This window comes from Agriterribacter sp. (assembly GCF_035444585.1).
Taxonomy (GTDB): Bacteria; Bacteroidota; Bacteroidia; order Chitinophagales; family Chitinophagaceae; genus Agriterribacter.
The window spans coordinates 6,917-23,429 of record NZ_DAOMOZ010000006.1; the positions used below are offsets into that span (position 1 = coordinate 6,917).

At 43.7% G+C, this 16,513-nt stretch carries 14 protein-coding genes; 6 read left to right on the top strand and 8 right to left on the bottom strand.

Annotated features, from left to right (window positions below; translation table 11 throughout):
• Window positions 1–290: 290 nt before the first annotated feature.
• Complete coding sequence (locus PLH26_RS01085; RefSeq protein WP_324584123.1) at window positions 291–1,538, top strand: 4-hydroxy-3-methylbut-2-enyl diphosphate reductase; 1,248 nt, start codon at window positions 291–293, stop codon at window positions 1,536–1,538.
• A 29-nt stretch (window positions 1,539–1,567) separates the two neighbouring features.
• Here PLH26_RS01085 and PLH26_RS01090 read toward each other — a convergent pair whose 3' ends face one another.
• Complete coding sequence (locus PLH26_RS01090; protein WP_324584124.1) at window positions 1,568–2,494, bottom strand: DUF2279 domain-containing protein; 927 nt, start codon at window positions 2,492–2,494, stop codon at window positions 1,568–1,570.
• A gap of 186 nt (window positions 2,495–2,680) precedes the next feature.
• Here PLH26_RS01090 and PLH26_RS01095 point away from each other — a divergent pair, with 186 nt between their 5' ends.
• Window positions 2,681–3,310: a porin family protein gene (locus PLH26_RS01095; protein WP_324584125.1), complete on the top strand. Its 630-nt coding sequence runs from the start codon at window positions 2,681–2,683 to the stop codon at window positions 3,308–3,310.
• A 62-nt stretch (window positions 3,311–3,372) separates the two neighbouring features.
• Here PLH26_RS01095 and PLH26_RS01100 read toward each other — a convergent pair whose 3' ends face one another.
• Entirely contained in the window at window positions 3,373–3,735 is a 363-nt protein-coding gene (locus PLH26_RS01100) for an aminotransferase class III-fold pyridoxal phosphate-dependent enzyme (RefSeq protein WP_324584126.1), read from the bottom strand.
• A gap of 159 nt (window positions 3,736–3,894) precedes the next feature.
• Window positions 3,895–5,247 (bottom strand): aspartate aminotransferase family protein, encoded by a 1,353-nt coding sequence (locus PLH26_RS01105; RefSeq protein ID WP_324584127.1) that lies wholly within the window; start codon window positions 5,245–5,247, stop codon window positions 3,895–3,897.
• A gap of 89 nt (window positions 5,248–5,336) precedes the next feature.
• Between PLH26_RS01105 and PLH26_RS01110 the strand changes: the two genes are divergently transcribed.
• Window positions 5,337–5,984, top strand: a complete 648-nt coding sequence (locus tag PLH26_RS01110; RefSeq protein ID WP_324584128.1) for a J domain-containing protein — start codon at window positions 5,337–5,339, stop codon at window positions 5,982–5,984.
• Between the two features lie 10 nt (window positions 5,985–5,994).
• Here the strand turns inward: PLH26_RS01110 and PLH26_RS01115 are convergent, their stop codons facing one another.
• Window positions 5,995–7,248 (bottom strand): peroxiredoxin family protein, encoded by a 1,254-nt coding sequence (locus PLH26_RS01115; protein ID WP_324584129.1) that lies wholly within the window; start codon window positions 7,246–7,248, stop codon window positions 5,995–5,997.
• A 148-nt stretch (window positions 7,249–7,396) separates the two neighbouring features.
• Window positions 7,397–8,344, bottom strand: coding sequence for an NAD-dependent epimerase/dehydratase family protein (locus PLH26_RS01120; protein WP_324584130.1), 948 nt, complete (start codon window positions 8,342–8,344; stop codon window positions 7,397–7,399).
• A gap of 169 nt (window positions 8,345–8,513) precedes the next feature.
• Between PLH26_RS01120 and PLH26_RS01125 the strand changes: the two genes are divergently transcribed.
• Window positions 8,514–8,939 carry a c-type cytochrome gene (locus tag PLH26_RS01125; protein ID WP_324584131.1) on the top strand — a complete coding sequence of 142 codons (426 nt, stop codon included), beginning with the start codon at window positions 8,514–8,516 and terminating at the stop codon, window positions 8,937–8,939.
• Window positions 8,940–8,994: 55 nt separating this feature from the next.
• Here the strand turns inward: PLH26_RS01125 and holA are convergent, their stop codons facing one another.
• On the bottom strand, window positions 8,995–9,993 hold the full coding sequence (holA, locus tag PLH26_RS01130) for a DNA polymerase III subunit delta (RefSeq protein ID WP_324584132.1): 999 nt from the start codon (window positions 9,991–9,993) through the stop codon (window positions 8,995–8,997).
• A 56-nt stretch (window positions 9,994–10,049) separates the two neighbouring features.
• Window positions 10,050–10,778 (bottom strand): ribonuclease H-like domain-containing protein, encoded by a 729-nt coding sequence (locus PLH26_RS01135; protein WP_324584133.1) that lies wholly within the window; start codon window positions 10,776–10,778, stop codon window positions 10,050–10,052.
• A 36-nt stretch (window positions 10,779–10,814) separates the two neighbouring features.
• Between PLH26_RS01135 and PLH26_RS01140 the strand changes: the two genes are divergently transcribed.
• Window positions 10,815–11,792, top strand: a complete 978-nt coding sequence (locus tag PLH26_RS01140; protein ID WP_324584134.1) for a DUF8428 domain-containing protein — start codon at window positions 10,815–10,817, stop codon at window positions 11,790–11,792.
• Between the two features lie 57 nt (window positions 11,793–11,849).
• Here PLH26_RS01140 and PLH26_RS01145 read toward each other — a convergent pair whose 3' ends face one another.
• The gene (locus PLH26_RS01145) at window positions 11,850–15,332 is read right to left on the bottom strand and encodes a DUF8818 domain-containing protein (RefSeq protein WP_324584135.1); all 3,483 of its coding nucleotides are present in this window, start codon (window positions 15,330–15,332) and stop codon (window positions 11,850–11,852) included.
• Window positions 15,333–15,567: 235 nt separating this feature from the next.
• Between PLH26_RS01145 and PLH26_RS01150 the strand changes: the two genes are divergently transcribed.
• Complete coding sequence (locus PLH26_RS01150) at window positions 15,568–16,314, top strand: NYN domain-containing protein (RefSeq protein WP_324584136.1); 747 nt, start codon at window positions 15,568–15,570, stop codon at window positions 16,312–16,314.
• Window positions 16,315–16,513 lie beyond the last annotated feature (199 nt).

Here is a 16,513-nt window from a genome sequence, read left to right on the forward strand (position 1 = left end):
TTTGGCTTTTATTTTTAACACATAGGATCATAGGGGCAGATAGATACACATAGTTGTTTACTCTATTGTGCTCTATGTTCCTGCTGTGCCTATGTGCTTTGGATTTTATTTTTAACACATAGGATCATAGGGGCAGATAGATACACATAGTTTGTTTACTCTATTGTGCTCTATGTTCCTATTGTGCCTATGTGCCTTTGTTTTGGGTTTTTAGCATTTAAACTCACAGTTACACCGCTCTTTTGCTTACGCTAAACTTCTTACCTTTGCATATTGTATTTTGACCTTACATGAAACAGTTTAATGTTCCTATTATATACCGGAGTCCGCTTATTTCTGCCATAAAACAAAAGCGTAAACAGCAGGATAAGATGAAAAAAGATTTCAGTCCAACCCTGCTTGACCTGGGTGATTTACACATTTACCTGGCAAGACATTTCGGGTTTTGCTATGGTGTTGAAAATGCTATTGAAATTGCTTTCCGTACGGTTGATGAAAATCCGGGTAAAAGGATTTTTTTGCTGAGCGAAATGATCCACAATCCTCACGTAAATGAAGACCTTCAGGAAAGAGGCGTACAGTTTTTACAGGATACCCGTGGGAAACAATTATTGCCCTTTGAATCGCTCACTGCCGATGATATTGTTATTACCCCGGCCTTTGGCACTACACTTCATATTGAAAAGAAATTACACGATATAGGACTCGAAACCAAACGTTTTAACACTACCTGTCCCTTTGTTGAAAAAGTATGGAACCGGTCGGAGCAAATTGCCAGAAGGGGCTATAGTATTGTTATACACGGGAAGCCCCGCCACGAAGAAACGCGTGCCACTTTTTCGCACAGTGCAGTCAATGCACCCACCGTGGTGGTCAATGATATGAGCGAGACCGTTGAGCTGGCCAAATACATCACCGGCGAAAAAAAGGCAGCACAATTTATACAGGAATTTGAAGGAAGATATTCCGAAGGGTTTGATCCGGTAAAAGATCTGCAACGCATAGGTGTTGTAAACCAAACCACCATGCTGGCAAGCGATACACAGGCCATTGCAGACTATCTTAAGCAGGTAATGGTACAGCACTACGGGCTAACCGAAGCCAATACAGCAGAACGCTTTGCCGATACCAGGGATACGCTGTGTTATGCTACCAATGACAATCAAACCGCTGTTTCGGGTATGCTGGGCACAGATGCAGATATTGCGCTGGTAATAGGCGGTTACAACAGTTCCAATACTTCTCACCTCGTAGAATTATGTGAAGAAAAACTGCCCACCTACTTTATCAGCAGCGAAAGCAAGATCCAATCGAAAGAAAAGATCTTTCATTATAATTTTCATACCAAAGAAGAAGTGCTGACCACGGGTTTTCTTCCGAAGCATAGTCCTGCAAAGCTGCTTATTACCAGTGGCGCCTCCTGCCCCGATGCGCTGGTTGAAAACGTGATCAGGAAAATAGCTTCTTTTTACAATGCAGAAGATAAAATTGAAGCTTTGATCAGGGAATGGACTTCAGCACCTTCTTTATCCGCATAGTAAACGCGGCAGCTTCATCTCAGGTTTTATCAGTGATATAAGCCGTAAAACCTAAGCTTCCCCTTTGAATTGATCTCCAGTGTGGGCGCCGGAAATTTAAAAGGCTTCAGCAGGTAAGTGGCTGCGTCTACAGGTGCAATAGAGCGCACCCTGAAAAGATCGGCATCGGGCGATAACATAAACCGGCGGGTTCGTTCAAAATGCGGAACAGGATTTCCTTTAATGCTGTCGGGATTGGTATGCCCGCCAATCATGCCATCGGCTCCATATCCCAATGCTATGGATGGCCAGTTAGGAAAGGATGACGAGGAAGGTAAAAATGATCTTATATTAAAGGATAGCCAGTAGCTCTGTCCGTTATAATCTTTAAGTATGCGGGATGTCCAGGATTTTCCCAGCTCGCTTCTGTGGTATTGTGCATAAGGTGAAATGTGAGCAGAAAATTTCATCGTTGCCCGTTGTTCATCCCACCAGCGCTGCTGTGAAGCAAATATAGCCGTGCCTACCAGGTTGGCCAGCATATCTCCCTTTGAAAAGCCCCAATGCGTTGAAAACCCATCCAGGATCTCAATGATCGTTAGCCCGCCCAATGCCGTTGCAGAGCCAATAACAATGGCGTCATTTTTTTTTACGCCGCACCAGCGCATCATATCGTATTGCAGCACACCAATATTATAAGCGGTAGCAGCATGACCTATTTTATCCATCTGCAGCCATTCCCTGTTGTCGTTGAATAAATGGAACCTGCTGCGGGGAAATTTTTTATACCAGAGATAATACAACCCAATGCTTACGGCGGCGCTTATGGCTACTTCGGTAATGACCACTTTTTTTAACCTGTCGGGTCTGTAGGTATCAGACGGCGGAAGAAAATGCTGGGTATGCGCATACTCCGTTACCAGGCATAGCACCATAAAAAGAGAAGCTTTAGATATAATACGGTTTAACCTGCGCATACGATAAGATGAGCGAAGTAACAAAAAGTTTAGCAGTTATGTCTGTACGTGAAAAAACAGGAACAATTGAATTATGATAATTACAATTGCTATACAGCCGGGTCATGCAATTACGTACACGCGTTACCGTTTACATGCTTTCGTACCGGAAATTACAGTTTTGGTACATCATAAAACCCAAAATCAATGAAAAAAACATTTGTATTGATGACTGCACTTGCAGTTAGCTGCGCAACGCTTAAAGCCCAGCAGGTATCGTTTGGCGTAAAAGCCGGCATCCAGCAAAACACATTTTCCATGAAAACGAAATACGATGGAGAGTGGAGCAGGGTGGCCGCCTTAGGAACAGGATTTCATTTTGGAGGCGTGGCCGACATATCGCTTTCAGAAACATTTTCTGTTCAACCCCAGCTATTGTTCAACTCAAAAAGCACGGCATACGGTTCAGAAACAAATATCAATCTGTACGCGATTGACCTTCCTGTTAATTTTCTGTATAAAACAGGAGGTTTCTTTTTAGGACTGGGACCCAACCTGTCTTATGGGTTGTCTGCTAAACTTAAAGGTGATGACGGCACCGAAGACTGGTACAAAAAACAGGGAGTGGAAGGAGTAACCGAAGAAAAAAGCGTGCTTAAAAGATTTGAACTGGGAGCAAATGTAACCCTGGGTTACCAGTTTGCCAGTAACCTTTTCATAAGCGCCAACTATACGCATGGATTGAGCAACATTTCCGATGTCGATACTGAACTGGGTAATGTAAGCACAAGGTTTGCAGGACTCTCTTTTGGCTATATGCTGGGAAGCAAAAAATAACCGGTTTTAAGTAAAAAAAGAAAAAGGAATTAACGGTTAAAAGCGTTAGTTCCTTTTTATTATCATTTGCCCATCGCCTTCGCAATAGCCGCATCAACTATATTAATGGCTTCTTTTAGCTGCTGCCGACTTATGGTCAGCGGTGGCGACAACTGCAATACGTTACCCTGCGAAACTTTAAAGCTCAGCCCGTTGGCCAGGCACTCGTACAATACCATCTCCGCTTCTTCAACTGCTTTCTCCTTCGTATCCCTGTTCTTTACCAGCTCTATTCCCCACAACAATCCTATACCTCTTACATCGCCTATCAAAGCATGCTTTTGTTTGAGCACATCCAGTTCGTCCTTCATATACAGGGCATCGGTGTTCACTTTCTCCAGGATCCGATCCTTTTCAATAAACTCAATCATGGCTGCTGCAGCCACGCAGCTACCCTATGTTCTTCCGGAACTCTGTTCCAAAAATAAAAACAGTTTTCACTCAACTCGCTGTACGATGTCTCCGACTTCGTATACCCTATGTTCTTCCGGAACTCCGTTCCAAAAATAAAAACAGTTTTCACTCAACGGATACGTCCATTCTTATCATTTACCCATTGCCTTTGCAATCGCAGCATCTACTATACCAATGGCTTCTTTTAGCTGCTTCCGGGTTATGGTCAGCGGCGGCGACAACTGCAATACATTGCCCTGCGAAACTTTAAAGCTCAGCCCGTTGGCCAGGCATTCGTACAATATCATTTCTGCTTTTTCAACCGCTTTTTCCTTCGTGTCCCTGTTCTTTACCAGCTCTATTCCCCACAACAAACCTATGCCTCTTACATCACCTATTAAAGCATGCTTTTGTTTGAGCGCATCCAGTTCGTTTTTCATAAATATGGCATCGGCATTCACTTTCTCCAGGATCTGCTCCTTTTCAATAAACTCAATCATGGCTGCTGCAGCTACGCAACCCAACGGGCTTTTTTCATGCGTATAATGCCCGAGCGATACATCCGTAGCAATATTATACGCATCACGGGCAACCATAGCCGCAAGTGGCATAATGCCTGCTCCCAACCCTTTTCCCACACAAACAATATCGGGCTCTATACCGTAATGCTCAAAGGCGAACATCTTGCCGGTTCTGCCAAAAGCAATGGGTATCTCATCCAAAATAAGCAATACATTATGACGTGTGCATATTTCCCTTACTCTTTTCCAGTACGCTTTTGAAGGTATCTGCACATCGGTATTGCGTATGGTTTCTGCAATAAAAGCGCCTATGTCGCCTTCTTTTTCTATTACATATTCAAGATAGTCTGCATACACAACATCATTCACATCGTCACCAAAAACGCCCCTGTACGAAGTGGGTGGCGGTATCCTTTCCACGCCGGGCATTAAAGGACCCATGCCTTTGCGGAACACCTGTTCGCCTCCCGCAGAAATGGCATCTAAGGAGGCGCCATGAAAAGAATCCCATAGCGATACTACCTTATGTTTACCGGTAACGATCCTCGCCAGCTTCAACGCCATACCGATAGCTGAAGTACCACCCGGCGCCAGCAATACGCGGTTCAGATCGCCAGGGAAAAGGGAAGCCAGCTTTTTAGCCAGTTCAATAGCAGGGATATTGGTATACCGGCGGGGGCTAAACGGCAATATATCCATCTGTGCTTTTACTTTTTCCATTACATACGGATTACGGTAACCTACCTGGTGTACATTGTTGCCGTGAAAGTCCATATAAGACTTACCGGTAAGGTCTGTAATATAGATGCCTTCGCATGACTGCAATACATCCAAACAGGGTGTAGACATGGACTGATGCAGGAAATATTGCGCATCTTCATTTAAATACTGCTGGGTTCCGGCATGGTCAATTATTTTATACCATGCATTGCGGGAGGCAGATAAATTGATATCTCCTTCCGTGCGGTTGTACAGATCTTTCATGCGATAAAATTAACTGTTTAGTAATTGTAAACAATATAAACTTTCTTTGGGCGCTATTGTTTGTTTTTGGGAAATTTGCTCCTCCGGTTATGGCTTTCAAAAATCATTATAAAACCTTAGGCATTCCACCCAATGCCACTCTGGAAGCGGTTAAAAAAGAGTTCAGAAAACTGGCACTGCAGTATCACCCCGACGTTAATGCAGGAAATGAATTCGCTGTTTTGCAGTTCAGGGAACTACAGGAAGCCTATGAAACCTTGTCTCACCCTTCAAAAAGGGCAAAGTATCACAACGAATGGAAATTGCGTTTCCCCGGCAGCGATATTCATATGAAATGGGGTCAAACACCGGTAACAATACTAAATGATTGCATTAAGCTGAATAAACAAATGGCGTCTATGGATATATTCAGAATGAATAAGGAAGTGATATACCATCGTATAAAAAACATCCTTTCTGAAAGCAATATAAATGTATTGCTGCATCACAAAGATGAAGCCTTAAATCAAAAACTCATTCTGCAGCTTTTATCCGCTTCATCTGAACTGCCCTATAAGTATACCGGTACAATAGCCGGCCAGTTAAACCTTTTGGCAGGGAATAATGAAACAGCTATAAAAACAATCCGTGATTTTGTACATGCTTCAAAAAAAAGGAATTACTGGGAAAAATATTATCCCTTTCTTGTATTGCTCATCACACTTATTATCTGCTCGATGATCTACAGTCTTACATAATAAACCAGTATCATTTTGCCTCAAGCAGGCTATCTATGATCTCATAATATTCTTTCTTTTGCCTTTCATAATCGGCTCCTGTTCCGGGGCCGTTAAAGCCGGCATGTATTTTTTGTATTTCTCCTTTACGGTCTGTAAAAATGGTAGTAGGAAAAGCCGGTATTTTTTCCAACTGGGGCAATGTTTTTTCGGCACGCTGAGGATCACTCACGGCAACGGGGGTAATAAGCACCGGGTATTCTACTTTCAGCCGCTTCATGAAATTTCGAACGCTTTGCTGCGAACGGGTAAAATCAGCTGTTCTTTCGTAAGCCAGTCCCACTATCTCTACTCCTTTGGATCTATATTTTTTATAGAGTTCGTGCATAAAAACCGTTTCGTCCATACAATTGGGGCACCACGAGCCCAATATCTGTACTATTATTACTTTATTTTTAAACCTGGGTTCGTTTATAGAAACGGGCTTGCCGTCCACATCTTTAAAAGTGAAATCCAGCTTCGGGGAGGCCCCCTGCTTTAAAAGTGCGGAAGAAGCATTACCGGATAACTGAGCTGCCGCATCTTTACTGGCTTCCCATATCCTGGGCGCTCCCACACCCGAAAAATATTTTCCGCCGCTGATGTTGCCGGCATCATCAATTTTTGCTGTAAACAATAACGCGTACCCCCCGTCGAAGCCCGACAGCTTAAGCGAATCGCCGTCAACCACGCCTTCGAGATAGCGGTAATCGCCGGAGGGGGTAAGAAAAGAGCCTGTTAATACCGTTCCTTCCTGGTTAAAAACGCCTACAGCTGCAATAGTACGCGTATGTTTTGCGTCAGAAAAAGAAGTTGCCCACCGACCGGTTATATCAGCGGCAGGCTTTTTATTCAAAGTTTTAAACCGGTAGCTTTTTGTACCATTGTTTACTGCCGTAAAAGGCATAACCAGGTTCCGGTCGGCAAGGCGCTTGATCCAAACGCCTTTTATCCGGTTGTGATCAATAAAAGCCGCTCTGAACTGAGAATCAAAAAAGGGAAGCCTGATAAAAACAGAATCTTTTACTATGGTTATATCATCAACGGCCAGGCGCTCCGCGGCATTGCGGATGTAAGCGATGGGCTTACCTGACTTTTTGCTTATTTCAAAATTGAAAACGATATTATTTCCGTCTGCCCGTTGCAGTTCTCCGCGCCATTGCCCGCCGGAGAGATCATTTTTTTGCTGCGCCTGAGTATACAGCCCGCTTATTAACAGGGTTAGCATCAATATTGTTTGTTTCATAAAGCTGAATTCAATTAAAGCACAAAAATACAAAACTTAAAGGAGGCGGTGACAATAAGCTGGTAGGCGGTCAGCAAAAGCAAACACAGGAGCTTTGAGCGATCTGTCGCCACTGATGGCTGACAACCGGTAGCCATCATACTGATCGCTACCTCTGCGCCAGGTTATCCAGCATATCAGCGGCTATACGTGACAGGTCATACTCATGTTCCCATCCCCAGTCTTTACGGGCCACGCTGTCATCAATGGTTTGCGGCCAGCTATCGGCAATAGCCTGCCTGTAATCCGGTTCATACTCCATAACAAACCCCCGGATATGTTTTTTAATTTCCGCCGCAATGTCCATGGGTGAAAAGCTTATGGCAGCGATATTATACGAGGTTCGCACCGATATTTTAGCGGCGTCGGCTTCCATTAGCTCAATAGTGGCTCTGATGGCATCCGGCATGTACATCATGGGCAAAAGAGTGCCGGCGTTCAAAAAGCTGGTGTATTTTTTTTCCTCCAGCGCCTCGGTAAATATCTCTACAGCATAATCGGTTGTACCGCCGCCGGGTGAAGATTTATAGCTGATCAATCCAGGGTAGCGGAGGCTCCTAACATCTACGCCAAAACGCTGATTGTAATATTTACACCAGAATTCGCCTGCATATTTGCTTATGCCATACACGGTAGTGGGCTCAATTATGGTTTGCTGCGGACAATTTTGCCGCGGGGAAGTCGGTCCAAATACCGCGATGCTGCTTGGCCAATACACTTTCTGCAATTTTTCTTCCCTGGCAATATCCAGCACGTTCAATAAGCTTTGTGTATTAAGATGCCATGCAAGTCCGGGATTTTTTTCACCTGTTGCCGATAAAATGGCTGCCAGTAAATATACCTGTGTTATATTTTGTCTGATCACCTGCACATGCAGCATTTCTTTATTCATCACATCCAGGGAAACATAAGGCCCCGTGCCTTTTAACAGGTCGTTCTCTTCTCTGAGGTCGGATGCAACCACCTGCGTATTGCCATATATCTTCCGCAAAGCAAGGGTTAGCTCCACGCCAATCTGCCCGGATGCACCTATGACCAGTATCTTTTCTTTTATCATGTTGTTGTGTAATTGAGTAGTAAGTAGTAAGTGGTAAGTGGGAAGCCAAGCGGCAACCTATCGCCAAACCATAAACTTCCCGACCATAAACTACGAACCCTTTTAAACCACAAAAATAAAATTGGTATGTAAGAAAGAAAATTTTACTTTAACGGGAAATTCTATCGCTATGTATCAATTGCACAAAAAGAAATTTTTAGCGGGCATATCCCTGGTTTTTATTCTTATGGTTGGTGTAGCCGCTACTACTGTCCAGGACAAAAAACCCAAACCCAATCTTAAAGTACTTCCTAAAGACATCAGTCACGAGGAACTGGAAAAGATAATGAAAGGATTCAATGTTTCTTTGGGTGTAAAATGCAATCACTGCCATGCGCCTTCCAAAACAAATCCCAAAAAGCTTGATTTTTCAAGTGATGAGAAACCTGAAAAAAACGTAGCCCGGGATATGATGCGCATGACAGCAAAGATCAACAAAAAATACTTTGACTATGTGGAAGAAGGGAAAACAGTGATCACATGTATTACCTGTCATAACGGGAAAGAACACCCCGAAAGCAAAATAACCCTGCCTGCCCCTCCCCCTGAACGCTGATCACTATGATTTTTTTAAATACATAATGCGGGTTGCAAACAATATGCAGTCCGCATTATTGCATTATCTTGACCACCATTTCTTTCATCAGCGAAGCATCCCCGGTACCCGCATCATTTACTCCAATACTGCGGAGGTTATACTGATGAAGCAGCAATAGGGCCTGCTCAATGCCTGTATAACCATAATTTTTAGCTGCAACCATATAGTCTTTAATAAAATAGGGATTAACGCCTATAGCGGCAGCCGCTGCTTTTTCATCCTTCGATTGTACGGCAAACAGCATGTATACTTTACTGAAAAAATTATACAACGCAGGCATCACCATTTGAATGGGAGCCGCTTTGGGATTGGATCCAAAATACTGAATGATGCGCATTGCTTTTGCCGCATCCCTGCGTTGCAGCGCTTCCTGCAATTCAAAAACATTGTATTCTTTGCTTACGCCAACATACTGTTCGATATCTTCTTCAGCAATAGACTTCCGGCTGCCGAGGTTCACCAGCAATTTATCAATTTCATTGTTGATCCGGCTCATATCGTTTCCAATATGTTCTATCAGCAACATCACCGCCTTCCGCGAAATTGTGAAACCTTTTTTCTGTACCTGCTCATTGGCCCATTCGGGCAACTGGCTCTCGTAAATTTTTTTTGTGCTCAGCACCACGGCATGCTGTTTTAGCAGTTTTGACAGTCTGCTGCGCCCATCCAGCTTCTTTTCCTTATGCGCAACCACCAGCACGGTAGAAAGCAGCGGGTTTTCTACATAGGCTTCCAATTTATCCAAATCACGCATCTGCTGGGCTTCTTTTAATATGACTACCTGCTTATCGGAAAACATGGGATAGCGCCGGCAGGCATTGACCAGTTCGGCCCAATTGGTATCCTTACCATAAAAAACGGAAAGGTTAAATCCGGCTTCCTCTTCAGAAAGGATATGATGTTCTGCATATTCAACCAACTGGTCAATATAAAAATTCTCATCACCTTCTAACCAGTATACCGGTTTAATTTTTTTTTGCTTCCAGTCTGTAATGATCTTTTCGACGCTCATGTTGGTAAGTTAAATAGCCTGATCGGTTTATCGGTTAACATTAACAAATCCGATACTCATTCTACTATTGTAATGTTTTCTTTTTCCAGATAAGACATGCCTTTAAACCGCAGGATAATATTGGCAACGGTTACAACATCTTTCTGGCAATAGGTTACTATGCGGGGGAGGTTTTTTTCCTCGTAATATACATCTTTTACCATGCTTCCGTCAATATCGTCTTTTGGGGTATCAATGCCCAAAACGGCGGCCAGCAGTTTAAGGGATACATAATTTTTATGATCGCCAAATTTCCATAATTCCATCGTATCTGCCAGGTTGGTTTCCCAGGGCTTTTTACCGCTTAGCTGGAGATAATCGGGCAGAGGAATGTTCAGTATCAGCATCCGCCTGCAGATGTACGGGATATCAAATTCTTTGAGATTGTGTCCTGCAATTGCAAAAATGCCTCTTTTTTCACGGAATGTATTCAGCAAATCCACAAAAGCAATAAGCAGGGCGGCTTCATCATCGCCACTGAACGACTTGATCTTGAAACACAATTTTCCATTTGTCTCATGATAAAAAAAGCCTGTTGAAATGCAGATGATTTTCCCAAATTCAGCCAGAATACCGGCCCTTTGCAGGTAGGATTCGTCGGGCGAAATATTTTCTGGCATGGTTTTGGAAATCTTGTCCTGCCAGAGCCCCTTCCAATATTCCGGTAACAATTGAAAATCAGGGGTTCCGGGAACAGTTTCTATATCAATAACCAATAAATTTGTTAAGTTTAATTGATGTATCATATCTCTAAATTTGTTTAAACTCAAAAAAAATAAACTATGAGCGCTTCAAACTATCCCTCAGCATCAAGCCAGCCCCAACCACCAAAAAAAGACAACCGCGGTATAATATACGGCGTACTGATCGCCGCCTTATTAGGTACCTGGGGCTACATTATCTACGATAAAAGTAAAACCAAGGAAGTAATTCAGCAAAAGGATGTTCAGTATGCTTCTTTGGATTCGGTAAGAAACCAGCTTTTAACAGATTACCAGGCTGCTGAAATCCGCCTGGATAAAATGACTTCTGAAAATACAAAGCTCGACAGCCTGGTTAAAACACGTGACAAAGACGTTACCAGCATGAGAAGCAGGATAAAAACACTGATCAACAAGCAAAATGCAACCGCGGCCGACCTGTCGGAAGCGCGCAAGCTGATCAACCAACTGAACGGAAAAATTGAAGAATACGTACTGGAAATTGAGAGACTGCAGGGAGAAAACACACAGTTAACAGCCGACAAACAACAACTTACTACGGAAAAGCAACAGTTAACGGATACATTGAACACCAAGTTAACTGAAAACAAGGAGCTTTCAAGTCAGGTTGACGTAGGCTCTACATTGAATGCCGCTAATTTCCATATTGCTGCCATCAATGAAAAGAAAAGCGGTAAGGAATCAGAAACTTCCAGGGCAAAAAGGGCCGATAAATTCAGGGTTTCGTTTGATGTGGAAAACAGGTTATCCGTAACCGGCACAAAAGACCTGTATGTAATTGTTACCAATCCGGAAGGGCAGGTGGTGAAAGAAGACGGGCTTGGATCAGGATCTGTTAACACCAGGGAAGATGGTGATAAAGAGTTTACCAATAAAGTATCTATTGATTACGAACAGGGCAAACGCAAAAATGTAAGCTTTGATCTGAAACAAACCGATAAGTACCAGCCGGGAACCTACAAGGTTGAGGTATACCAGAATGGCTTCAAAATTGGAGAAGGTGCTGTTACACTTAAAAAAGGTGGCATATTCGGATAATAATATTCCTCCATTATATTCGGAAAACCGGGAGTAGCAATGCTTCCGGTTTTCATTTTAAAACAGGGCTCTTAACGAGGCGCGGCCAATGTGCACCGTGTTGGAAACGCCTGCCTTCCTTCCCTCATACTGAAAGTTCAGTTCAAGATAGGAAGTGAGCCGTTTGGTAAAATCAACGGTCCATAAAAAATTTTTCCCCGGCAATAATGCATCAAGCATAATGTATGACACGGTGGTATTGGGTATGTTGGCATTCCCCGGGTCGGAATACCTGATCTGGCTATAGGTAAACTTAGCAGTGACCGAGCTGCTGGAAAGCACATTGTATTTTGCCTCACTGATCAGGGAATTGATGATCGCCTTTTGTGCGGCATCCGTATTTTGCTTATCATCATATTTATATCCCAGCGCTATACGGAAGTTGGTGCCCCGGATAAAAGAAAGCCGCGGTTCTATTCCATGCGATTCTATATTGTAGTTCCTGTTGTCGAAATTTGGCGTTACCAGGCCGGTTTGTCCCTTTTTGGCCAATAATTCCAGCAGGAACGACCGGGTTATGTTCCATCTGCCTTTTACATTCCATTCATTAACTTCCCGGCTTTCATACCCGTAGGTAAGAAAGGCTTTATTGCTGTTGCGGATATTATTGAGATCCATGCCCCATATACTGCTGAAGCGGTTAAACGAAAAAGAATTGCTGAACACCTGGTTCAGTACAAGTAAAGAGGTGTCGGATAAAGGAACGGTGAAGGGATTAAACCGAAGCTTACCCGAGCTTTCCTTTTTATATACCTGTAAAGCGCTTTGAAAATACAGGCGGGTAAGAAATTTTTGAAAGCCGTTCGCTTTTTTCATGTCGATCATTGAACGCGGATTAACAACGACGCTATAGTTAAACTGCAGGTAATTTGCTTTTATAAAATCATTGGTAGGCGTAAATATGCGAATGTATTTCGCCTGGTCCCGGAACTGCGACAGTTCAAATTCATTCAGCTCCGGAATACCGTTGCTGTTGTAGTCGTTCCATGTATATTCGCCCTGTCCGGGCGGCACTTCCACGTAAGTGAAATCCCTTTTCTGCTCCTGTCCTGTTCCCACTTCATACAGTACATTGCCATTTATCAATCCTTTAAATTCATTGAGAAAATATTCTGCCCGGCTCAGAATGGTTTCTTCGGATTGCTGTGAAGTGACCTTGCTGTCAATCACATCTAATTTTCTGTAGGTAGCATTTACTTTCAACTGGTGTTTTTCACTCTTCATCAACTCGGCATAGGCATTGATATTGCTGCTCCTGTCGGACGCTACCAGCTTTGCCTGGTAGGGATATTTATCGCGGCGGGTGTAATAGGTTATCCCCCATTTGTTGGGTTTATTTAAAGAAGATTTAAGATAGGCCTGCCATATATCGTAAGAGAAACTGCCGGTAGTTAGCGAATCGTACTGCTTGTATTGTACATAATTGCGTTCACCGCTGTATCCTCCGCCTATTCGATAGTTGCCGAGTTTGGGAAAGTCCCGCGCCACATCAATAGCGGGTTTAAAATAATATCCCTTTTGTTCCCTGAGGTTGAAACGGGTAATATCGAACTGGTTGTTAAAATGCCAATTGCCATAGTCGGACTGTTGCAGGATGCTGTTGCGAACGCCGCTGTATCCGTCATCACGATTGTAGTGTTCAAACTGGTACCGGATGGAATTGCCATTCTTACTGTTAAGCGCTACCCCGGCATGAAAAAGATTTTCGGTAGCGGACTGCACATTTAAAGGGAGACCCCATCCCCTGTAAAACTCTACCCCACGCAGCCGCTCAACAGGTTTGAACCTGTTTTGTACCCATTCGTAACTCAGCCGGCTCACCAGTGCCGGTCCTTTCCCGCTCTTTTTCAGTTGCCTGCTGTCATTCAATACCAGCTTTGCAGCAAAGCCTTTGTCGTCGCTTTTATCTTTTGCCGAAAAGCTGTTCACGTTATAGCTGCTCACCGCCATTTCGGTGCTCACCTGTGTGTGGGCAGAAACCATATAGTCGGCCCCTATGCTCAGCAGTTGCTGTTTTTTGGGGGCAACCAACAGTATTACCGGATCGTACCTTCCCTGTTTGTTATTATTGGCATCCGGCGCCACCCATTTGAACAATTTCCCGTTGGCAGCGCTTGTTTCATCCGGCACATAATCGCCCATTCCCTGTCCCACCTCCGTAAAAGCAAGATTATACAGGGCATCGGCAGGGGAAACAGAATAGACATATACAGAATCATGCACGCCATTATTGAAAATGGTATCTACTTTTTTATACAGGATCTTATTTACCGAAAAGGTATCCAATACCTGCGATGGATACAATGCGTGGTGCACACTATCGCCAATATCGGCCAAAAATTGTTTTTGCCGGGGATCGAGGGTTTGATTGATGGGTGAATTTTTAGCATCACTGTTTGAATAGGCCGCAACCCTTATTTTAAGTTTTTCTCCTACGGCTGCTTCGTCAAAAGCGTATAATTGAGCATTGAGATAGTTCCTGTCGGCATAACCAAACTCCACCTGAATACGTTTGTCTTTTGTGATCATCCGTTTGGGCGTAAATGTAAGTTCAGCAGTATTGTAGTTGATCACATAGTCCTGATCCTCCCCCCTTTGCATCAGTTCCCCGTCAATAAATACCCGTTCGGTACCTGCCAGCACAATGAAAAACAATTCGTTGTTTGGCCCCTGTAAGCGGTATGGTCCCTGGTTCCCTTCTATACCATTAAAAATATTACGGGTATACTTACCCTTTGCAATAGCGCCGCTGAGCAAAAGGCGATTGGTTATTGAGGGACTGATCCTGCTTTCACGGCCGAAAGCAGCACCCTGCAGTCTTGAGTAGTAGTTAAGAAAATAACTTTGCTGCTGGCGGATATCTATGTCGCCAATATCAAAATGCCACCCCCCTTTTTTAAACTGGATAAACACCTTATCAAATTCATTTAAATTCTGTGTATTGCCATCGGGCTGGATCGGAATATTGCTGTCGGTTATAGCCGCAGCTACCCGGATACTGTCGGCCAGGTATCCGTTCATTTGAAGGTTGAGTGTAGAATTGAGCACCACATCCTGCTGGTTGCCAAAAGAAAGCCCCCTGCCAAAGCTCCCGTTATAGTTTATATTGCCAAAATCAAAAATGGAATTTTGGAGTGACCCGGCATCCTGTATGGTTACAGGTGATGCAAGAAAATTGTTGCTGATGCTGTCGAAGCGCATCCGCTGGTATACCGTGTTAAATTTGCCGGGGAAAACCCGGTAGCTGATCAACACACTATCGGCTGAGGGTTTTTTCTTCCATATGAGCATGGCGTTAAAAATATCCAGCGTATAGTCATTGCTGTCGGCATCCGAAACAAGAAACGTTCCCGGAATAATGCTCAATGTGTCTAAACGAAGGGTATCCGGCAGAACAGGAAGCTTTTTTTTGCGCAGGTTCGACAGTGAAGGATTTTGCTGGGCAAGCCCAAATTGTATTCCCGTTAAGCACAACAATATCAATAGCAGCCGGTTTTTCAATCCATCCCTTTTTGTAACAATGCTTAAAGTTAGAAATTATTGTATATCAATGAGAAAAAGAAGAAAATGAGGGGATAAAGGCGATGAGTTGTGAGCCTTTTCACATTCCGCATTAAATGCGCGGTCTGACGCCTCCTTCGTCGCGTGCCGACCGCTTCATTTCCACATTCTCACATTTCCAAATTTTCAAATTTTCAAATTATGGCTACCTTTTGTGCCAATCAACAAACAATACATGGAAAATACAAAGGATCTCCGCCTTGCGGTTCTCATAGATGCCGATAATATTCCTTACCGGCTCATCAGTGGCATCCTGGAAGAAGTTGCCAAGTACGGCTCACCAACATTTAAACGCATTTATGCCGACTGGACCAAGCCACATGTTGCGGGGTGGAAAACCGTTTTACTGGATCATGCTATATCTCCTGTTCAGCAATACAGCTATACTACCGGGAAAAATTCTTCCGACTCGGCAATGATCATAGATGCAATGGATATTTTATATACAGGCAGGGTAGATGGCTTTTGTATAGTGAGCAGCGACAGTGATTTTACAAGGCTGGCCACGCGGCTGCGGGAAGCAGGCATGAAGGTGTTTGGCATGGGCGAACAAAAAACCCCGGGGGCTTTCCGTGCAGCATGCGATAAATTTATATATATAGAAATATTAAGCAAAGAGGAAGTTCCGGCCAAACCTGCCCGTCGGAAAGAAACAACCAAAAAAGAAAGAATACTGAATAAAACCGACAAGAATCTTACCAACCTGCTTACCACCAGCATCAATGATCTGGCCGATGAAAATGGATGGGCGTTCCTTGGAGACCTGGGGAACCTTTTGTTAAAAAAGCGTCCTGATTTTGACCCGCGCAATTACGGTTATGCAAAACTATTGCCGCTGATCAAAAGCTTACCCGGCTTTGAAATTGATGAACGCGACACCGGGAGAAAACATGTAAAGCTGGTATATATCAGGGTCGGGTAAAGCAAAGCATCCCGAATACCGGCGTCTGCAAGGGCAGTGTGATTTGGCATGCAGCGTTCCGTACCTTCCCGTCCATCTTATTTCTTTCAAAAGTTACAACATGAACCTGTTGCACAGCATGAACGGGATTAAGACCTTTTTGGTTACTACTTTTTATAAGATGTCTTCGATTTATTAAACCGTATGCTCTTTATGCGCT

What these genes read in the sequence shown, in the direction of transcription:
- PLH26_RS01115 (WP_324584129.1), bottom strand. Translation starts at nt 7,248, where the DNA reads ATGAAACAAACAATATTGATGCTAACCCTGTTAATAAGCGGGCTGTAT.
- PLH26_RS01135 (WP_324584133.1), bottom strand. Translation starts at nt 10,778, where the DNA reads ATGATACATCAATTAAACTTAACAAATTTATTGGTTATTGATATAGAA.
- PLH26_RS01090 (WP_324584124.1), bottom strand. Translation starts at nt 2,494, where the DNA reads ATGCGCAGGTTAAACCGTATTATATCTAAAGCTTCTCTTTTTATGGTG.
- PLH26_RS01150 (WP_324584136.1), top strand. Translation starts at nt 15,568, where the DNA reads ATGGAAAATACAAAGGATCTCCGCCTTGCGGTTCTCATAGATGCCGAT.
- PLH26_RS01105 (WP_324584127.1), bottom strand. Translation starts at nt 5,247, where the DNA reads ATGAAAGATCTGTACAACCGCACGGAAGGAGATATCAATTTATCTGCC.
- PLH26_RS01095 (WP_324584125.1), top strand. Translation starts at nt 2,681, where the DNA reads ATGAAAAAAACATTTGTATTGATGACTGCACTTGCAGTTAGCTGCGCA.
- holA (WP_324584132.1), bottom strand. Translation starts at nt 9,993, where the DNA reads ATGAGCGTCGAAAAGATCATTACAGACTGGAAGCAAAAAAAAATTAAA.
- PLH26_RS01110 (WP_324584128.1), top strand. Translation starts at nt 5,337, where the DNA reads ATGGCTTTCAAAAATCATTATAAAACCTTAGGCATTCCACCCAATGCC.
- PLH26_RS01120 (WP_324584130.1), bottom strand. Translation starts at nt 8,344, where the DNA reads ATGATAAAAGAAAAGATACTGGTCATAGGTGCATCCGGGCAGATTGGC.
- PLH26_RS01140 (WP_324584134.1), top strand. Translation starts at nt 10,815, where the DNA reads ATGAGCGCTTCAAACTATCCCTCAGCATCAAGCCAGCCCCAACCACCA.
- PLH26_RS01125 (WP_324584131.1), top strand. Translation starts at nt 8,514, where the DNA reads ATGTATCAATTGCACAAAAAGAAATTTTTAGCGGGCATATCCCTGGTT.
- PLH26_RS01085 (WP_324584123.1), top strand. Translation starts at nt 291, where the DNA reads ATGAAACAGTTTAATGTTCCTATTATATACCGGAGTCCGCTTATTTCT.